The organism is Myxococcus llanfairpwllgwyngyllgogerychwyrndrobwllllantysiliogogogochensis, from assembly GCF_006636215.1.
GTDB lineage: Bacteria > Myxococcota > Myxococcia > Myxococcales > Myxococcaceae > Myxococcus > Myxococcus llanfairpwllgwyngyllgogerychwyrndrobwllllantysiliogogogochensis.
In genome coordinates this window covers 1-15,466 of record NZ_VIFM01000260.1, presented here as the reverse complement: position 1 = coordinate 15,466, position 15,466 = coordinate 1, and the positions used below count along the sequence as shown (strand labels likewise).

Below are 15,466 nucleotides of genomic sequence, written 5' to 3'. Positions count from 1 at the left end.
GCCGTGGCGGGGCTGTTGCCGACGGTGGTGGAAAACCGGGTGTCGGCGCTGTGGGGTGTGGGTCTGGCGGCGGTGACGGGCGTGGTGGCGCTGTTGTTGAAGCGGCGGGCGGTGAAGCAAGACCTGAAGGCGGCCATGAAGGTGGTGGCGGTGGTCTTCGGCCTGCGGGCGGTGGCGGTGTTGGTGGGTCTCTTGGGGATGATTTCGCGAGGTCTGCAGCCGGTGCCGTTCATCGCCGGCTTCTTTGGCGTCTACTTCGCGCTGCAATGGATTGAAGTCAGCTACGTGATGGCCGCGTCCAAGGGCGCGGCGGGCGGAGACGAGTGATGCGCAAGGCAATGGTGCTGTTCGCCTCTCTGTTCGTGGCCACGGCGTGGGCTTCGGAGTCCGGGGGCCACGGTGAGGGAAGCGAGCCGAGTGTTCCGGACTACATCCTCCACCACGTCGCGGACACGAACGACTTCGAGCTCGAGGTCCCGCTCAGCCAGCCCATCCACCTGGGCGCGATTCCGCCGCTGCGCATCGGCAGCTGCGAGCCGGTGATGACGGACCACGGGCTGGTGGCGCCCACGGGTTGGCCGGGGCTGATGGCGGGCTGCCTGGACCTCTCCATCACCAAGCACACGGTGATGATGTGGTTGGCGGCGCTGCTGCTCCTGGCCACCATCTTCATCTGGAGCAGCCGCGACAAGACGAAGCTGGTGCCGCGCGGTACGGGCGCCAACCTCATCGAGATGCTGGTGCTCTTCGTTCGTGACGAGATGGCCATCAAGAACATCGGCAAGGAGGACGGCCCGCGCTACGTGCCGTATCTGCTGACCGCGTTCTTCTTCATCCTCTTCATGAACCTGCTGGGCCTCGTCCCCTGGATGGCCACGGCCACCGGCAACCTGGCCGTCACGTGCGGCCTGGCGCTGTGCACCTTCTTCGTGACGCAGGCGGCGGGCATCCGCTCGGCGGGCCTGGGCGGTTACCTGAAGCACCTGACGGGCGGCGTCCACTGGTCGCTGTGGATCATCATGATCCCCGTGGAAATCCTCGGGCTCATCTCCAAGCCCTTCGCCCTCACGATGCGTCTTTTCGCCAACATGCTGGCGGGCCACATCGTCCTCTTCTTCCTCATCGGCCTCATCTTCATCCTCGGCCATCCGGCGGTGGCGGTGGTGAGCGTGCCCTTCGCGTTCGCCATCTACCTGCTGGAGCTGTTCGTGGCCTTCGTGCAGGCGTACGTCTTCACGCTGCTGTCGGCGCTGTTCATCGGCATGGCGGTGGCCACGGGCCATCACCACGACGACCACGGCCACGCGGATGACCACGGCCACGGCCACTCCGAGCTGGGTGGCAGCCACGACCACGGCAAGGCGCACGCCTGAGACAGGTTAGCGGGGCGCGAGCAGTCGAGCGCCCCGCGTAGAAGACCTGGCGGTTCGAAAGGCCGTCAGAGGTAGTCCTGAAGGGAATCACGACCCCCCCACAAGTGGGTCCTTCGCTAGAAAAGAGAAGCACCGCCATGACCAACCTCGCTCTTGCCTTCCTCGCCGCCGGTTTCGGCGCTGGCCTGTCCATCATCGGTGCCGCGCTCGGCATCGGTAAGCTCGCCGCCGCCGCCATGGACGCCACGGGCCGTCAGCCCGCCGCCGGTGGCGACATCCGCACCACGATGATCATCGCCGCGGCCCTCATCGAAGGCGCCACGCTGTTCGCGCTGGTTGTTTGCGTTCTGCTGGCGACCAAGACCGCCTAGTTTCAACGCAGGTGCCTGGGAAGCGCCGGTGCTCGCGGGTCACATCGCGGGTGCCGGTGCCTCTTCGCAGGCTGTTTCACCCTGAAGACTCCCTCGCTGTCTCCTCCCTCACGCCGGACACGCCACCATGTTCCTGCCCAACGTCCTCGCCGCCAGCAGCCTCGTGAGCGTCCAGCCGGGCCTCATCTTCTGGACCCTTGTCACCTTCGTCATCGTGTTCTTCGTCCTGAAGGCGAAGGCGTGGGGACCCATCCTTCAGCTGGTCGAGGAGCGTGAGAAGCAGATTTCCGCCGCCATCGAGAGCGCCAAGCGTGAGCGCGCCGAGGCGGAGAAGCTCTTGGCCGACCAGAAGACGGCCATTTCCGAGGCCCGCCGTCAGGCCGCCGAGGAGACGCGCCGCAACCAGCAGGAGATGGAGAAGTTCCGCGAGGAGCTGATGGCGAAGAGCCGCAAGGAGGCGGAGGAGCTGAAGCTGAGCGCGCGTCGTGAAATCGACGAGCAGAAGACGAAGGCCATCGCCGAGGTCCGCGCCATGGCGGTGGACCTGGCCATGGATGTGGCCGGCAAGCTCATCGGCGAGCGCATGGACGACAGCAAGCACCGCGCGCTGGCCGAGCAGTTCGTGAAGGGCCTTCCGCTGAGCGGCTCCGGCAACGCCGGCGTCCGCCGGTCGGCCTAGTTCGGGGAAGCGCGCCCCCCGGCGCGCGTGTTCCAGGGAATCACCATGGCGCTATCCATCGGAATCGTCGGGCTGCCCAACGTGGGCAAGTCCACCCTGTTCAACGCGCTGTCGGCCGCGGGCGCACAGGCGGCCAACTACCCCTTCTGCACCATCGAGCCCAACGTGGGCGTGGTGCCCGTGCCGGACGAGCGGCTGGACAAGCTCTCCGAGCTCATCAAGCCGCTGAAGAAGGTCCCCACGTCGCTGGAGTTCGTGGACATCGCCGGCCTGGTGCGCGGCGCCTCCAAGGGCGAAGGCCTGGGCAACCAGTTCCTGGGCAACATCCGCCAGGTGGACGCGGTGCTGCACGTGCTGCGCTGCTTCGAGGACGACAACGTCACCCACGTCGAGGGCGGGGTGAATCCGGTGAGGGACCGGGACGTGGTCGACACGGAGCTGTGCCTCAAGGACCTGGAGACGGTGGAGAAGCGCCGCGAGCGCTCCTTGAAGAACACGAAGATGGGCGGCAAGGCTGGTGACGAGGCCAAGGCCGAGGTCGCCCTGCTGGACCGCGTGAAGGCCGGGCTGGACGCCGCCATCACGGTACGGGCGCAGAAGCTGACCGAGGAGGAGAAGGCCGTCATCCACGACCTGTTCCTCCTGACGGACAAGCCGGTGCTGTACGTGGCGAACATCGGCGAGGGCGAGATTGGGAAGGAAGACGCCAACAAGCACGTCGCGGCGGTGAAGGAGATGGCCGCGAAGGAGGGCTTCGACGTGGTGGTGCTCGCGGCGGCGCTGGAGTCGGAAATCCAGCAGCTTCCCGAGGCCGAGCGTCCGGGCTTCCTGGAGAGCGCGGGGCTGACGGAGCCGGGTCTGCACAAGGTGGTGCGGGCGGGCTACACGCTGTTGGGCCTGTGGACATACTTCACGGTGGGCGAGCAGGAGTGCCGCGCCTGGACGATTCACAAGGGCTACAAGGCGCCGCAGGCGGCGGGTGTCATCCACACGGACTTCGAGCGCGGCTTCATCAAGGCCGAGGTGATGCGCTGGGAGGACCTGGTGAAGCTGGGCAGTGAGTCCGCGGTGAAGGAGAAGGGCATGCTGCGGATGGAGGGCAAGGAGTACGTCGTGCAGGACGGCGACTGCATGCACTTCCGCTTCAACGTGTGACGGGCTGACGCGGCCCTCTGAGGCCGCGAGCTGATGTACCGCGCGGGCGCGTTCTGGAGGGCCTTGGGGCCTTCTGGGAGCGCCCGCGAGGCGTTTCTGGGGGGTGGCTCAGAAGCTGATGGTGGGGCCGCGCACGGCGGTGAGGACCCAGAGGCCGACGCCGACGAAGGCGAGCAGGGTGGTGAAGAGGGCGGCGCGGCGGATGCGCGGGCTGCCTTCCGTCTGCTGGCGGGCGTAGAGCCACATGCCGCCCACGCGGAGGATGACGAAGAGGGCCAGGAGGATGGGGCCTGCCACGAGCCAACCGGAGGGGCGTGAGAGCAGGACACCCCAGGAGGCGAGGAAGGCGACGTTGCCCAAGAGGGAGGCGATGGCGAATCGAGGATAGGCGCGTCGTGTGTCCACGGGCGCAGTGTCCACCGTGAAGAGCCTCCAGCCAACCCGAGAGTGCTCGGGTTGGCTGGAAGGTGACAGCTTCCGCTGGTCCAACGAAGAGGATAGTGACTCGTAGTAGTCACCACTCTCCGCGACGAATTCTACTTTCCTTCAAGGCAACTGCACATTGGAGCATACGTGACCATTCTCAGGTCCGTCTCCGTGATCTGCGGGTTGTTGGCGCGCATGCGACATGATTGTGCATTGTGTCCTCGGAAAAGTGGGTCGCCGTGAAGTAATTCAGAGGTAAATCCGAGTGGTGTCTAATGTCTCAGGAATCCTTGGAGATACAAGGTCAGGAATGCCGCCAGTCCAAGTACATAGACGAGCGCGAGCAGGAGCTTGTCTGAGAGGGTGAATGTCGACGAGCGCTCGGTGAGAATGAGACGTAGGCGTCTGAGTATGTATAGGAAGGCGGCGGCTGCAAAACCCGTCCACGGAAACCAGAATAAATAGGCATTCTGGAGTGTGTGGCCGCGAGCAACTACAACGGACACTGTGACGACCGTGAGCAGACATACCGAAAAGCCAGCCCATTCTCGAAGGGTTGAGGGAGTTGCTGAAAGTTCTGGTCTGCGCATTATCACAGTTCCCATGCCCAGGTTTTGCAGGCAAGCGGTCCGACGGCAGCGCCGGCTCCTGGTCCGACAACTGCTCCAAATGTATCCGGTTTGCGTGGGTCGTGTCCTTCAACGAATCCTGTTACGCCGATGCCGGCTCCTACGGAGGCAAAACCACCAAAACTCCATCCCTCAAAATCAGCTACGGTATAGGTGTCGGTCGTCCATCCAGCGCCGATGCCACACCCCGCATGGAGTTTCTTCCAGTTGGCTGCCTTGAACGGGCTTGGAGGTGCGGAACCAAATGAGCAGACGCTAATGATTGCCACGGAAATCGGGGCCGATGTGCAACTGTAGATGCCTCCAAATCCTAGTCCGCCGGTTGGGCCGATTGCAATCTCGCCCAGGGCTAGCGGAGCTCCAATCCAGAACCCATTGGGGCAACGCGCTTTAAGGCCGTCCGGATCAATGAACTGAATCGGATTGTTTTGTGCATAGCCGTACGTAGGCAACGGGGACCCATTTGAGGCAGCTTTTTTGATTGTTCGCGCGGAGTTTAGCAGAGGCTCTGGCTGCAGATACTGTCCGATAGTTGGATCATAATAGCGATTCCAGTTCTCGAAAAGGTCTGTCTCAGAGTCATGATACTGGCCAGGGAACCGTAGCGGAATCCAGAAGGATTGAGCTCCTGACTGGAATCTCTGATACTCGTAGCCCTCCAATGTTACACCATTGGCTGGAGTACACTCGGGAGAACAGGTGCCAGGAGCACACGTACTGCACGCTGTTGGGAGCGCATCCGACGTGAACCTGACCTGGGCCCGTGATGCGGTTGGTTGAACCCAATGACTCCAGAAACGTCCACTGGCAGGTTGGGAGATGGTCGGGCCCAGTGTTGCGCTCGTGTCCGCATCCACCAGTGACACGAAGTCATCCGTGTCAACCGTGTCGACCTGTCCAAACAGTGCGCGGAACCGGGTTCGGACAGTGGAGCTGCTGGACGGCTGTTCGAATGTTGCGAGCGTAAGATTTGCGTTCTCTGGATAGGGATGGAGGGTTGCCGCCGGTTGACTGACGCGATTGACGTGGCCGAAGGGCTCGTAGTCCGCAGCTCCGGTGACCTTGCCGGCCTGGTCCAGCATCAGGACCGGCTTGCCCAACATGTCCATGACGGGGAAGTAGACCCCGCAGGTCGCGGGTTCCCCGTTTCGCCCACAATCCCCCGTCGGATTACTGTCTCTCTCCATCTGCGCCGTCAGTCGACCTCTCACCACCATGACTGGACGGTTTCCGAGCCACACGTAGGTGTCGTCGACATGGTGGCCGTATCCTCCAGATGGCGGAGTCGCGCTGGGGTTGCCTCGGTCCACGAGCAAGAGGTGCGACGTGTCGTAAAAGAACTCGTCCTCCGCCGTGCTCGGATATCGCTTGAGCCGACGTCTATTCATTGCATCGTAGTAATACTCATAAGTGCCTCCATTGACCTTGACGGAACGGAAGACAGTCTCGTTTCCTCCATTGATGGATGGCCCCAGATTAAATTCGACCTTGTGCATCGGGGTGCCCCCCACAGTCGCCCAGCGTTTCTCGCTCGCTCGCCCATCCGCGTCATAGGAGAACTGGAGATTCAACGCCGAGTTGACACCGATGCCTGAGCGACTATCCAGCCGGTCCGCGAATGAGCCAGTACCATGCGCGAGGGTCAGGAGCTGGCCATCCACTTCTTCAGTCAGGCGGTTGCCACGCCCGTCATAAGTGTAGACGCGCGAGTTGAATGCGCCGCCTGTGGCCGCGAAGTTCCCTGTTGGACGGGTGGCGCTGGCAAGCCGCAGAAGTCCGTCATATGTGAATTGCTCCGTTACAGGAGTTGTCGCTCCCAGGAGACACGTATCCGTACGGGCCACCTGGTCCGCCTTCCACGTATAGAACCTCTTGTAGATACTTCCTGAGCCCTGATTCAGGGCCAAAGGCCCAGGTGACACGAAGAGGCTACGAACCCGGCCACTTAAATCCCGTGACCCTGGCCAACCCCCTGCACCCACGGCACACGACGCAGGAGGTGTCTCGGTGGTGGAGCTGAGCGAGTAGTCAACGGACACCGGCTGCGCCGAAGATGGTGCGTTGATTTGATAGCCGCGCACATCCCCATAGGGCTCCCATTCGATTTTGGAAATGGAGGCAAGAACCGTCCAGTCCGTGCCGCTCCAACGCGCGACCTGGATGCCGCCCACTCGGTCCGAAGGTGTCGAAGTCGTCTCGTGCAGCCTGTATTGATACGTGACTTTGTGTCCGTAGGGATACTCAATCGACGTCAGATCTCCCGCGGAGGAATAGCTGTACGTTGTATGAAGTGTGCTGGCCGGAGAGTAGGCAGGGCAAGAAAAGGAGCCATCTGTGCCGGCACGGGCCCTGATCTCTCGGACAACCCTTCCCTGGCCATCATACGAATACCAAGTCTGCCCGAAGGAGTCGTTTCGGAACAGCAGCCTACCTTGAGTATTCGCCGGCTGAGGACATGTGGCGTGTGGCGTGGCGGATTGGTCATATCCAAGCGTGTACAGCAACTCCGTGGTTGGCGTGGTGCCTCCGACAATGCGCGCAGTCGAGAGCGGTCGCCCTAATGCGTCATACGCATAGGCGAGGTGCTCCGAGCCTGACTCCATCTGTGGCGTCTGCTTCGCGCGGACTTGCCCCGTGGCATCGTGGCTGTATCGCGTTCTTCCGTTGCCACTCTGCCATGGCAATGCGACCTGAATGAGGTTTCCGAAATCATCATGCTGGTACGTCGATAGGGGCTGCGTGCATGAAGAGCAATCCCCTATGGCCCCGCTCGCCGCAGAACAGCCACTTCGCACCGTCTTCACATTGCCTTGAATGTCATATGCGAAGCATGCACGGGTGCCGTTTGCTCGCGTCCCAATCTCTGGAAACTGCTCGACACCTGTCAGCCGGTTCGCGCGGTCATAGCTGAGTGCGCTGCAAAGTGGGGAAACAGGGCGTCCATCCAGGGCCTGTCCGTTACAGAGCGCTGGAGTCACGTTATAGGGCGCTCCCAAACCCACCAGACGCTCAGCGCCATCAAAGAGCCGACGCTGGACGTAGTGACTCCCTTGCGCGTCGATACTCCCACCGACTCGCTCATAGGAGGGCATGCCGTCCAGGTTGGCTTGGTGATAGCGCGCGCGCCGCTCCATTCCCCCGCCCCCCCAGTACGAACTGGAGTAGGTCTCCGATGAGATGAGCCCATCCGACCCCCGGTCATAGCGAATAGATTCATTGGCATGTCCACCAGGAAAGGGAAGTTTGCTCCGTGCTCGAAGGTCATCGTACCAAGGACCCGTGCAGGTGCTGCTAGAACCTTGGTTCTGGCGGCGGCAGAACATCTCGTAGTCGCCACGAGGGGATTTTACATAGGCCAACGTGCCGTTGTCGTAGGTGTAATTCCAGGTCGCTCCTTGCGTGGTGATAGATGTGACACGACCCGTCTCGTAGGTGTACGTCGTGCTAACGCCATTGGCGTCCACCACGAGCTGGGGTTGCCCCCACAGGTCATAATTGGAATAGAGTGTCTCAAGCCCAGGCTGTCCCGTGCAGGATGCACTTCCTCCGGTGTTCGGAAAGCGCACGACTTTCTGGAGCCGATAGGCATTGTGCCCCGCAGCGCCCGCTGGCCAGTAGTGATACTGGGTAATGGGAACCTGGGGGTTGAGTGAAGGAGAGCAGTCCGTCGCCGAGAGATTGTCGACCCAGCAAGGGCCGTGGACTTCCAGGACTCGCCCCAATGCATCATCCATGGAACCCCCTGCGCACGCGTGCCTCGTGAAATAGAACGTACCGAGGTGCTTCAGGACCGGAGTGGTATCCCACGCGCTTCCTGTCAGCCCTTGTGTGTAGCCGCTTCGGAAGACGGCCTGCAACCGGTTGGTCGCGGGGTCATGAACATAGCGCGTGACGGCCTCTTCAGCAGGCACGAGAACGGAATCCGTGCGCTCCTCGGTTCGGATTCGTTCTCCCACCACGAGCCCCGTTCCGGCGGTTGCGTTGGTGTATTCAAACGACACGGTCTCCAGGGCGCTCCCGCCGTCCCGGTTGTCCGCTCCTACTTGGATTCGCTTCAGGTCCGCATATCCGCCAACCCCACCATCAGGAGGGCCTTCCCACTCACGAACAGTCCACCCGTTCTCGAAGTCCTTCTCTGCAAGTGAGACAGCAGGGCCGTCATCAAACTGATGCCAGACGAATTCCCGAGTCTGGGTGCAAGACGCCGCTTCGGGGCAAGGGCGAGTGACCCGACGGATTCTCCAGGGACGGGCGAAGGACGTCTGCTCCATGTCGTAGACATGGGCGTACTGTGAGAGATAGTAGAAGCTCGTTCCTCTGCCGTCGAAGGCATAGAGGTCTGCGGTGGTCGTCTTGGTTTTCTTGCAAGCAGGCGAAGAATCGTTCGTGCAGGGGGCTGGGGGCTGTTGAGCGCGGAGAGAAAGGCTTCCACTGCCACGCTTTCCACGTTTGATGGATGAGTCGGAAGTGACTTTTCCCTTGGTGGAGGTGTGGGTGACGAAGACCGCGCCGCCCTTGCGGAGCTGCCATTGGCCTGTCCCAGTTTCAAGATTGGGATAGGTATAGCTCTCGACCGCACCTCCTTGTTGTGGGAGTGGCGCGCTTTCGATGAGACCTGCGATTTCGACGCCAGCATCGTTGCGCAGGTAGTTGTATTCGACGAGCGAGGTAGCAGGAGCGGTGCTTGCCGACGATTCCGCGAGGACTCGCGCCAGGACACATTGCTCAGGTTGCCCGGGCAGGTAGTTGGCCACGCGCTTGTACTCGAACCGGAGACGGGTTCCTTCCAGGCTCTCAATGGTAGCAAGATAGGGGACTCCGGGATTGGCGCCAGCGCTCAATCCAGGGCAGGAGAGCCCGGAGGGGGCGGTATATGTCAGTGTGGCAAGGACGAGGGGCTGCCCTGAAGGTGTCAGCTGTTGCGCATCCTCGATACGGCTCAGGAAGTAGCGCGCCTCACTCGCCGTGCCGCCCTGGGGAGTCCAAACGTCCGCGTAGATGAACCTGCCCGTTCCGGGCTTGTGCAAGACGAAATAGCCGCTGTTGGGGCCCGTGCTCTCCCAGATCAGCCGCCACTGCGTTTCTCCAGAAAGCCGGGTGGGGTGTGCCAGGCACGAAGAAGGGGAGCGCAGGCACCCTGTGAAGTCCACCAGCTTGCCGCTTCCTTCGCGGACCTGCCAGAGTTCGGAGTTGGGAAGCGCCGTGCGGGGATAGACGAAGCTGTAGAAGTTATGCCACCAATTCAAAGACGCCGAGTAGGTAGGCGAGTTGCCAAAGGGTTTGGGGATGGAGCCTGCGGACGGACTCCCCAGTGTCTGATCGAGTGCCCACTTTTTCTCCGTGGAGACATAGCTTCGCTTGAACTCAATGTTGCCCAGGACTCCCGGGATGACGACGTCTGTCGCGTCATGTCGCGTCGTGCGACCCCCCAGCAATACGGGGTCGCCTATGTAGGGTGCATCCCCCAAGGGGGCATCAGGAGGCCCCAAGGGAGGGGGGGCAGACCCGCAGCTGGCATCATTCCCTTCATCCCCTTCATCATCGTCGTGGCAGTCCGTGTCTTCAGAGTATTCGCAGTGAGTTTCTTTGTGTTGGGGGGTTCCAGTCGTCGTGCTGATGCTGCCTGCGGACCCTTCGCAGCGACCCACCTGGCAGATGTTATTGGGGGCACGGCACTCTTCACCTATCGTGCATTCCGCCCAGGGCTCATCACATGTCTCGACACCACCGAGGATATCCCCGTGGGCGTTGCCTTCGATACAGAGAAGCCCGGTGGCACAACAGTCATAATAGCCAATGTCCTCAAGATCGCCTGTCGGCGGATAGTGACAGTTTCCACTGCCACATGCATGATGGAGCCCATCACAATACATCTGGGCTGCGTTCCCTGCTGCGTCCTTGCCACATGCGCAGGTCCAGATGAAGAGCCGTCCATCAGGAGCTTCCTGGCAGACTGAGAACTGGCCTGCGGCTCCCGCCAACATGGGCGTCAAAAGGGAGAAAATGAATACCAGCAGCGCGAGCCTGGGAGGGCGAAAGAGGACATGCCCTGATTGTGGAGAACTTGTTCTCATGGGGTGGGGGGGCTTCGCTCGGAAGTTAGGGGTGAGAAATGGTGTCGTTGACTTCGATGGGAAGGCAAAGACTCGCGGACGGGTCAGAAGGATGGGTGCGTGTGCAGCGCCACCCTTGGAGGCAGGGATTTCCTTGGTCACAGCGCTGGCTGCAGATGTATCCCGTATCCCGCGCTGCCCCTGTGTGCACGCAGATGCCCGAAGCGCATTCGCCGGGTCCCGCGGATGAGCAGCTTTGACCAAGGGCTTTGAGGGCGACTTGCTTGTCAGTTGGCTTGAACCGATGCTCGCTGAGGACGGTTGCAGTGGCGGCAGAGGTTTGAGGCTGAGGTGGAGTGATATTCTCCGAGTCCTTGCTACAGCTCGCGAATAGGAGAGGAGAGAATATTAGTGTGATTGAAAGAATTGTCTGTCTGCGGATCTTCATGTGGCACTTTCCCTGTGAGCGGGCATTGACGCACTCTGCGTGCGATGGGCGTTGAGGATCTCCCTGGCGTATTTTGTCCGGCAATCTGTATTCAAGTACCAGACGCGTTCAGTCCGACAACTTGAAAAGTGCTCTCTCGTCGGATGATTCCGTCTATACTGATGACGCAATACCGAACGTGTAGAGGGTCCTCCCTGCTTGGGCCCCAGGCATAGAATCCACGAGGGATGCCCATGTCGGCTCTGGAAATGAATTTCCAGTAGGGCTACGACAGGACCACGCTCTCTGATTCAAACCTCTGGGTTCGCTCAGCATCACGAACGGGGAGGGAAGTCATTAACGAGGCGACTGCACGTAGCGTGCCCTGGGGCGCAGCAGGTGGCCCTGCTCCCGCTGCTCCAGGATGTGTGCGACCCAGCCCGCCGCGCGTCCCACCGCGAAGATTGTTGCCGCCGCTCCCGTGGGAAGGCCCAGCGCGTCCGCCAGCATCACCAGTCCCAGGTCCACTGACGGCGATGGGTGTCCCGCTTCCTGGACGGCTCTTGCCACTTTGACTCTCGGCGACTCCGGTCGTACCTCCCTTGCCGCCTCGATGATGGGCGGGGACCTTGGGTCTCCCTCGGGGTACAGCTGGTGGCCGAAACCGGGCACCGCCTCGCCTCGGCGCAGCCGCTCGTAAACCACGGCCGCCGCGCGCTCCGGCTTCCCCACCTCCGTCAACAGCGCCTCCACCCTGTCACACGCCCCACCGTGCCTTGGACCCGATAGCGCTCCCAGTGCCGCGCACAGGCACGCGTACAGGTCCGCTCCCGATGACGCCGTCACCCGCGCCGTGAAGGTCGACACGTTCAGCTCGTGGTCCGCGCACAACACCAGTGCGCGATTGAGCAACTCCGGTGCTCGCTTCACCTTGGTGTCCCACGCCAGCGCCAGTGACTCCGCCACCGTTCCCGCCCGCAGTGCCCGAGCCACCCGCCCTGGTGCATGCGCCACGCACACCCATGCCGCCAACTGACGCAGCAATCGTCTCGCTCGTGCCTTCTCCTGTTCGGGCGGCGCGGCGAAGCGCACCGCGTCCCTGGCCGCCAGGAGTGGCACCAGCGCGGACAGCGCCGCCACCGGAGGCGTGTCTCGCGGCAACAGTCTCGCCAGCTCCGACGGTGGAAACGGTGGCTCCTCGCTCGCCCACCGTGGGTCCTGCTCCGGGAGCCTCCCTGTCCACAGCAGCTCCGCCACCGCTTCGAGACTCCGCCCCTCCATCGCCAGCGCCACCGCCGAGTGTCCCCGGTACGCCAGCCCCTCCGCGCCCACCTGTGACACGGACGAGTCGATGACCGGCTCACCCCAGCGCAGCGCCCCCGAGGCCACCGCCGCGTGCCCTGCACGTGCGTCATGCCTTGTCTTCAGGCGCTCCAAATCCGAGCGCACATAGCGGTTCTCCTTCGTCCCCGGCTCGGGCACGCAGCGCACGAGCCCTCGGCTCACGTATGTGTACAGCGTCGCCCGCTTCACCCCCAGGAGCGCCGCCGCCTCCACCGCCGTGACGAGCTCCTCCTCGGGTCGATGGTCGAATCGAGATTGAGAGCGTCCACCCTTGCGTCTACTCATATCCCCGCAACCTCCAGAACATTCATTGTCGACTCGACTCGACTCCCGTGTCGATGTGAGCCCTTGGGCTCACTCGGCGCTCGGGACGACGCGAGAGGAGCACTGTCATGCCTGTCGTCGACTTTGGTCGCACGTCCGAGGACTACTCGAAACACCGCATGGGTTTCCCGGACGCCTTCTTCACCCGTCTGGCCCGAGAGAACGTCCTCCGCCCCGGACTCCGTGCCGTGGATGTCGGCTCCGGCACTGGCACCGTCGCACGAGGACTCGCGCGACACGGCTGCTCGGTCACCGCGCTCGATGTGTCCGCGTCCATGCTCGCGGCCGGGCGCCAGCTCGCCTCCGAGGCAGGTCTGCCCATCGACTCACGCGAGGCCCCCGCCGAGGCCACGGGCCTGCCTTCCGGCGCGTTCGACCTCGTGACAGCAGGTCAGTGCTGGCACTGGTTCGACCGCCCTGCCGCCGCGCGCGAGGCCGCTCGCCTGCTCGTTCCTGACGGCAAGCTCGTCATCGCGCACCTCGACTGGATATCCCTGCCCGGCAACGTCGTCGCCGCCACCGAGGCCCTCATGGACGCCTTCAATCCCAACCCACCGGACCATGCTCGCTTCGGCTGCGGCGTCGGCCTCTACCCGCAGTGGCTCCGTGACGTCAGCGACGCGGACTTCACGCCCCTGGAGACCTTCTCCTTCGACGTGCTCCTGCCCTACACCCACGAGTCCTGGCGAGGCCGCTCCCGCGCCAGCGCCATGGTCGGCGCCACCCTGCCTCCGGATGACGTGGAGCGCTTCGACGCCGCCCACGCCCGACTCCTCGCCGAGCGCTTTCCTCACGATGCGCTCGACATCCCTCACCGCGTCTTCGCCCTCATCGCCACGCGTCCCTGAATCCGGAGCACACCCCATGTCCTCACATCCCCACCTCGTTCACGAGCCCACGCTCCCGTGGACCGAAGTCACGCAGGGCCCCCGTGTCTCGTACCGGCGCAAGCAGCTCGGCGCCGCCGCGAAGGGACAGAAGCTCGGCTGCAGCCTGATGGAACTCGCACCCGGCAAACACGCCTTCCCGCTCCACTTCCACCTGGCCAACGAAGAGGCCTACTTCATCCTCTCCGGCACTGGCTGCGTGCGCCTGGGTGACACGTCTCTGCCCGTGAAGGCCGGCGACTACGTGGCCCTCCCCATTGGACCCACGGGCGCGCACCAGCTCGTCAACGACGGCACCGAGACACTCCGCTACCTCGCCTTCTCCACCATGGTGGAGCCGGACGTCATGGTGTACCCGGACTCGAAGAAGGTCTGTGTCACCGCTGGCTCCGCCCCAGGTGGCGACAAGGCCGCGCGAACCCTGTACACCGTCCTGCCCCTCTCCGCCGAGGTGGACTACTGGAGCGGCGAGGAGCGATAGAGTTACCGCCCTCATGTCCCCCTTGCTCGACGTGCTCACCCGGGAGCGGCTCCTCAAGGACCGCGAGGCCGCCACGGAGCTGCTTCCCCGGGGCGAGCCGCCCCACGTCTCCCTGCTGCGCCTGTGTGACGCGGGGCTGCTCGTCGGCGGCCTCTCCGTCGCCTACGGCGTCCGCCCCGACGAACTCATGGGACCCCTCACCCTGGCCATGGGCGGCGCGGCGCGGAACCTCAAGGTCGTGGACGTCCGTGAGCGCCCCGTCCTCGAACTGCACGTCCAGGCTGGAGACCTCACCGAGCGTTGGGAGGTGGAGGACCTCTCCGTCCTCGTCCACAACCTCAATGACCTCTACCGCGACGCCGCCGATGTGCGCGCGGTGGCCGAGCTGGGGGAATGGGAGGACGCCCTCCAGCTCTGGTGTGTCGACAAGCCCACCCTGCCGCGCCTCGTGCGCCAGCCTTTCTTCGCGCCCCGAAACGCACGGGCGCTGACGCGTCCGGTCGACTGACGTCAGATACGACCTGGCATGCTCTCGCGGTAATCCCAGGTTCTGAGGCAGCATGGGGGGCACATGCGTTTAGCGCCCTGCCTGCCGCTCCTGCTGCTGTGGTCCTCCGCCGTCCTGGCCGAGCCGGACTCCTTTGGTCTCGGCAACGCTCGCAGCGGCGCCCTCACCGTCAACACCGCGCGCACCACCATCAACACCGCGATGCGGTTGCCGACCGGCGCACAGCGCGGTGACTCGACGCTCGCGGTGGAGACCTCCACGGTACCTCCGACGGGGGGACTGGTGATGGTGCACCAGACGATGGGCTTCCCGTCCAGCACCCCTTCGGGCAGCACGGGCCAGACGAGCCCCGGGGACGTGGGGCGCTGGGAGCTGGCGCGCGTGTCCCTGGTGACGGTCGGCACTCCCACCGTGCTCCGGCTCACGGCGCCGCTCATGTACACCTATACGTCTCCGGGCGCCCAGGTCGTGACGGTGCCCGAATACAGCACCGTCAGCGTGGCGGCGTCCGGCTCGCTCGTGGCGCCTGCCTGGGATGGAAACAGCGGAGGCATCCTGGCCTTCCTCGCCTCGGGCACGTTGACAAACAACGGCGCCATCCACGCCGACGGCGCGGGCTTCCGGGGTGGGACCTTCACCAACAACGCCGCCCGCACGGCCTGCGAGGGAGGAGACCTCTCCACCACGCTGGGCGGCTCCTACAAGGGAGAAGGCCTGGTGGTGGAGCGCTTCGGCTCGGCCTCCGGGCGCGGCAACCTGCTCAACGGCGGCGGCGGCGGCAACTGCAACAACGCGGGCGGTGGGGGCGG

General features: G+C 63.6%; 11 protein-coding genes and 1 pseudogene. 9 read left to right on the top strand and 3 right to left on the bottom strand.

The annotated features are described in order from the left end of the window. The 5 genes from FJV41_RS39855 to ychF all read left to right on the top strand — a co-directional run. A partial coding sequence (locus tag FJV41_RS39855) for a hypothetical protein (protein ID WP_141647853.1) occupies positions 1–327 on the top strand: 327 nt, incomplete at its 5' end. Next, a complete protein-coding gene (gene atpB / locus FJV41_RS39850) occupies positions 327–1,373 on the top strand; it encodes a F0F1 ATP synthase subunit A (RefSeq protein ID WP_141647852.1) in 1,047 nt (348 codons plus the stop codon). The genes FJV41_RS39855 and atpB, both read left to right, overlap by 1 nt. A gap of 137 nt (positions 1,374–1,510) precedes the next feature. Further along, positions 1,511–1,744: an ATP synthase F0 subunit C gene (locus FJV41_RS39845; protein ID WP_141647851.1), complete on the top strand. Its 234-nt coding sequence runs from the start codon at positions 1,511–1,513 to the stop codon at positions 1,742–1,744. 127 nt (positions 1,745–1,871) lie between these two features. Next, positions 1,872–2,423: a F0F1 ATP synthase subunit B gene (gene atpF / locus FJV41_RS39840; protein WP_141647850.1), complete on the top strand. Its 552-nt coding sequence runs from the start codon at positions 1,872–1,874 to the stop codon at positions 2,421–2,423. A gap of 45 nt (positions 2,424–2,468) precedes the next feature. After that, positions 2,469–3,578, top strand: coding sequence for a redox-regulated ATPase YchF (gene ychF, locus FJV41_RS39835; protein WP_141647849.1), 1,110 nt, complete (start codon positions 2,469–2,471; stop codon positions 3,576–3,578). A 108-nt stretch (positions 3,579–3,686) separates the two neighbouring features. Here ychF and FJV41_RS39830 read toward each other — a convergent pair whose 3' ends face one another. The 3 genes from FJV41_RS39830 to FJV41_RS39820 all read right to left on the bottom strand — a co-directional run bounded on the left by FJV41_RS39830 (position 3,687) and on the right by FJV41_RS39820 (position 12,742). Continuing rightward, positions 3,687–3,983: a hypothetical protein gene (locus FJV41_RS39830; protein WP_141647854.1), complete on the bottom strand. Its 297-nt coding sequence runs from the start codon at positions 3,981–3,983 to the stop codon at positions 3,687–3,689. A gap of 613 nt (positions 3,984–4,596) precedes the next feature. Then, on the bottom strand, positions 4,597–10,068 hold the full coding sequence (locus FJV41_RS39825; protein ID WP_181791265.1) for an RHS repeat-associated core domain-containing protein: 5,472 nt from the start codon (positions 10,066–10,068) through the stop codon (positions 4,597–4,599). 1,402 nt (positions 10,069–11,470) lie between these two features. Further along, positions 11,471–12,742, bottom strand: a complete 1,272-nt coding sequence (locus tag FJV41_RS39820) for a citrate synthase (protein ID WP_141647847.1) — start codon at positions 12,740–12,742, stop codon at positions 11,471–11,473. Between the two features lie 107 nt (positions 12,743–12,849). On the opposite strand from FJV41_RS39820, the gene FJV41_RS39815 reads away from it, so the two are divergent. From FJV41_RS39815 to FJV41_RS39800, 4 genes and pseudogenes are all read left to right on the top strand, one after another. Further along, a complete protein-coding gene (locus FJV41_RS39815; RefSeq protein ID WP_141647846.1) occupies positions 12,850–13,629 on the top strand; it encodes a class I SAM-dependent methyltransferase in 780 nt (259 codons plus the stop codon). A 16-nt stretch (positions 13,630–13,645) separates the two neighbouring features. After that, positions 13,646–14,149, top strand: a complete 504-nt coding sequence (locus FJV41_RS39810; protein WP_141647845.1) for a cupin domain-containing protein — start codon at positions 13,646–13,648, stop codon at positions 14,147–14,149. Between the two features lie 13 nt (positions 14,150–14,162). Next, positions 14,163–14,657 carry a hypothetical protein gene (locus tag FJV41_RS39805; RefSeq protein WP_141647844.1) on the top strand — a complete coding sequence of 165 codons (495 nt, stop codon included), beginning with the start codon at positions 14,163–14,165 and terminating at the stop codon, positions 14,655–14,657. Between the two features lie 63 nt (positions 14,658–14,720). Continuing rightward, a pseudogene (locus tag FJV41_RS39800) lies at positions 14,721–15,466 on the top strand (adventurous gliding motility protein AgmC); the annotation flags it as partial.

Coding starts and splice junctions, on each gene's coding strand:
- FJV41_RS39810 (WP_141647845.1), top strand. CDS start 13,646: ATGTCCTCACATCCCCACCTCGTTCACGAGCCCACGCTCCCGTGGACC.
- FJV41_RS39805 (WP_141647844.1), top strand. CDS start 14,163: ATGTCCCCCTTGCTCGACGTGCTCACCCGGGAGCGGCTCCTCAAGGAC.
- FJV41_RS39820 (WP_141647847.1), bottom strand. CDS start 12,742: ATGAGTAGACGCAAGGGTGGACGCTCTCAATCTCGATTCGACCATCGA.
- ychF (WP_141647849.1), top strand. CDS start 2,469: ATGGCGCTATCCATCGGAATCGTCGGGCTGCCCAACGTGGGCAAGTCC.
- atpB (WP_141647852.1), top strand. CDS start 327: ATGCGCAAGGCAATGGTGCTGTTCGCCTCTCTGTTCGTGGCCACGGCG.
- atpF (WP_141647850.1), top strand. CDS start 1,872: ATGTTCCTGCCCAACGTCCTCGCCGCCAGCAGCCTCGTGAGCGTCCAG.
- FJV41_RS39845 (WP_141647851.1), top strand. CDS start 1,511: ATGACCAACCTCGCTCTTGCCTTCCTCGCCGCCGGTTTCGGCGCTGGC.
- FJV41_RS39815 (WP_141647846.1), top strand. CDS start 12,850: ATGCCTGTCGTCGACTTTGGTCGCACGTCCGAGGACTACTCGAAACAC.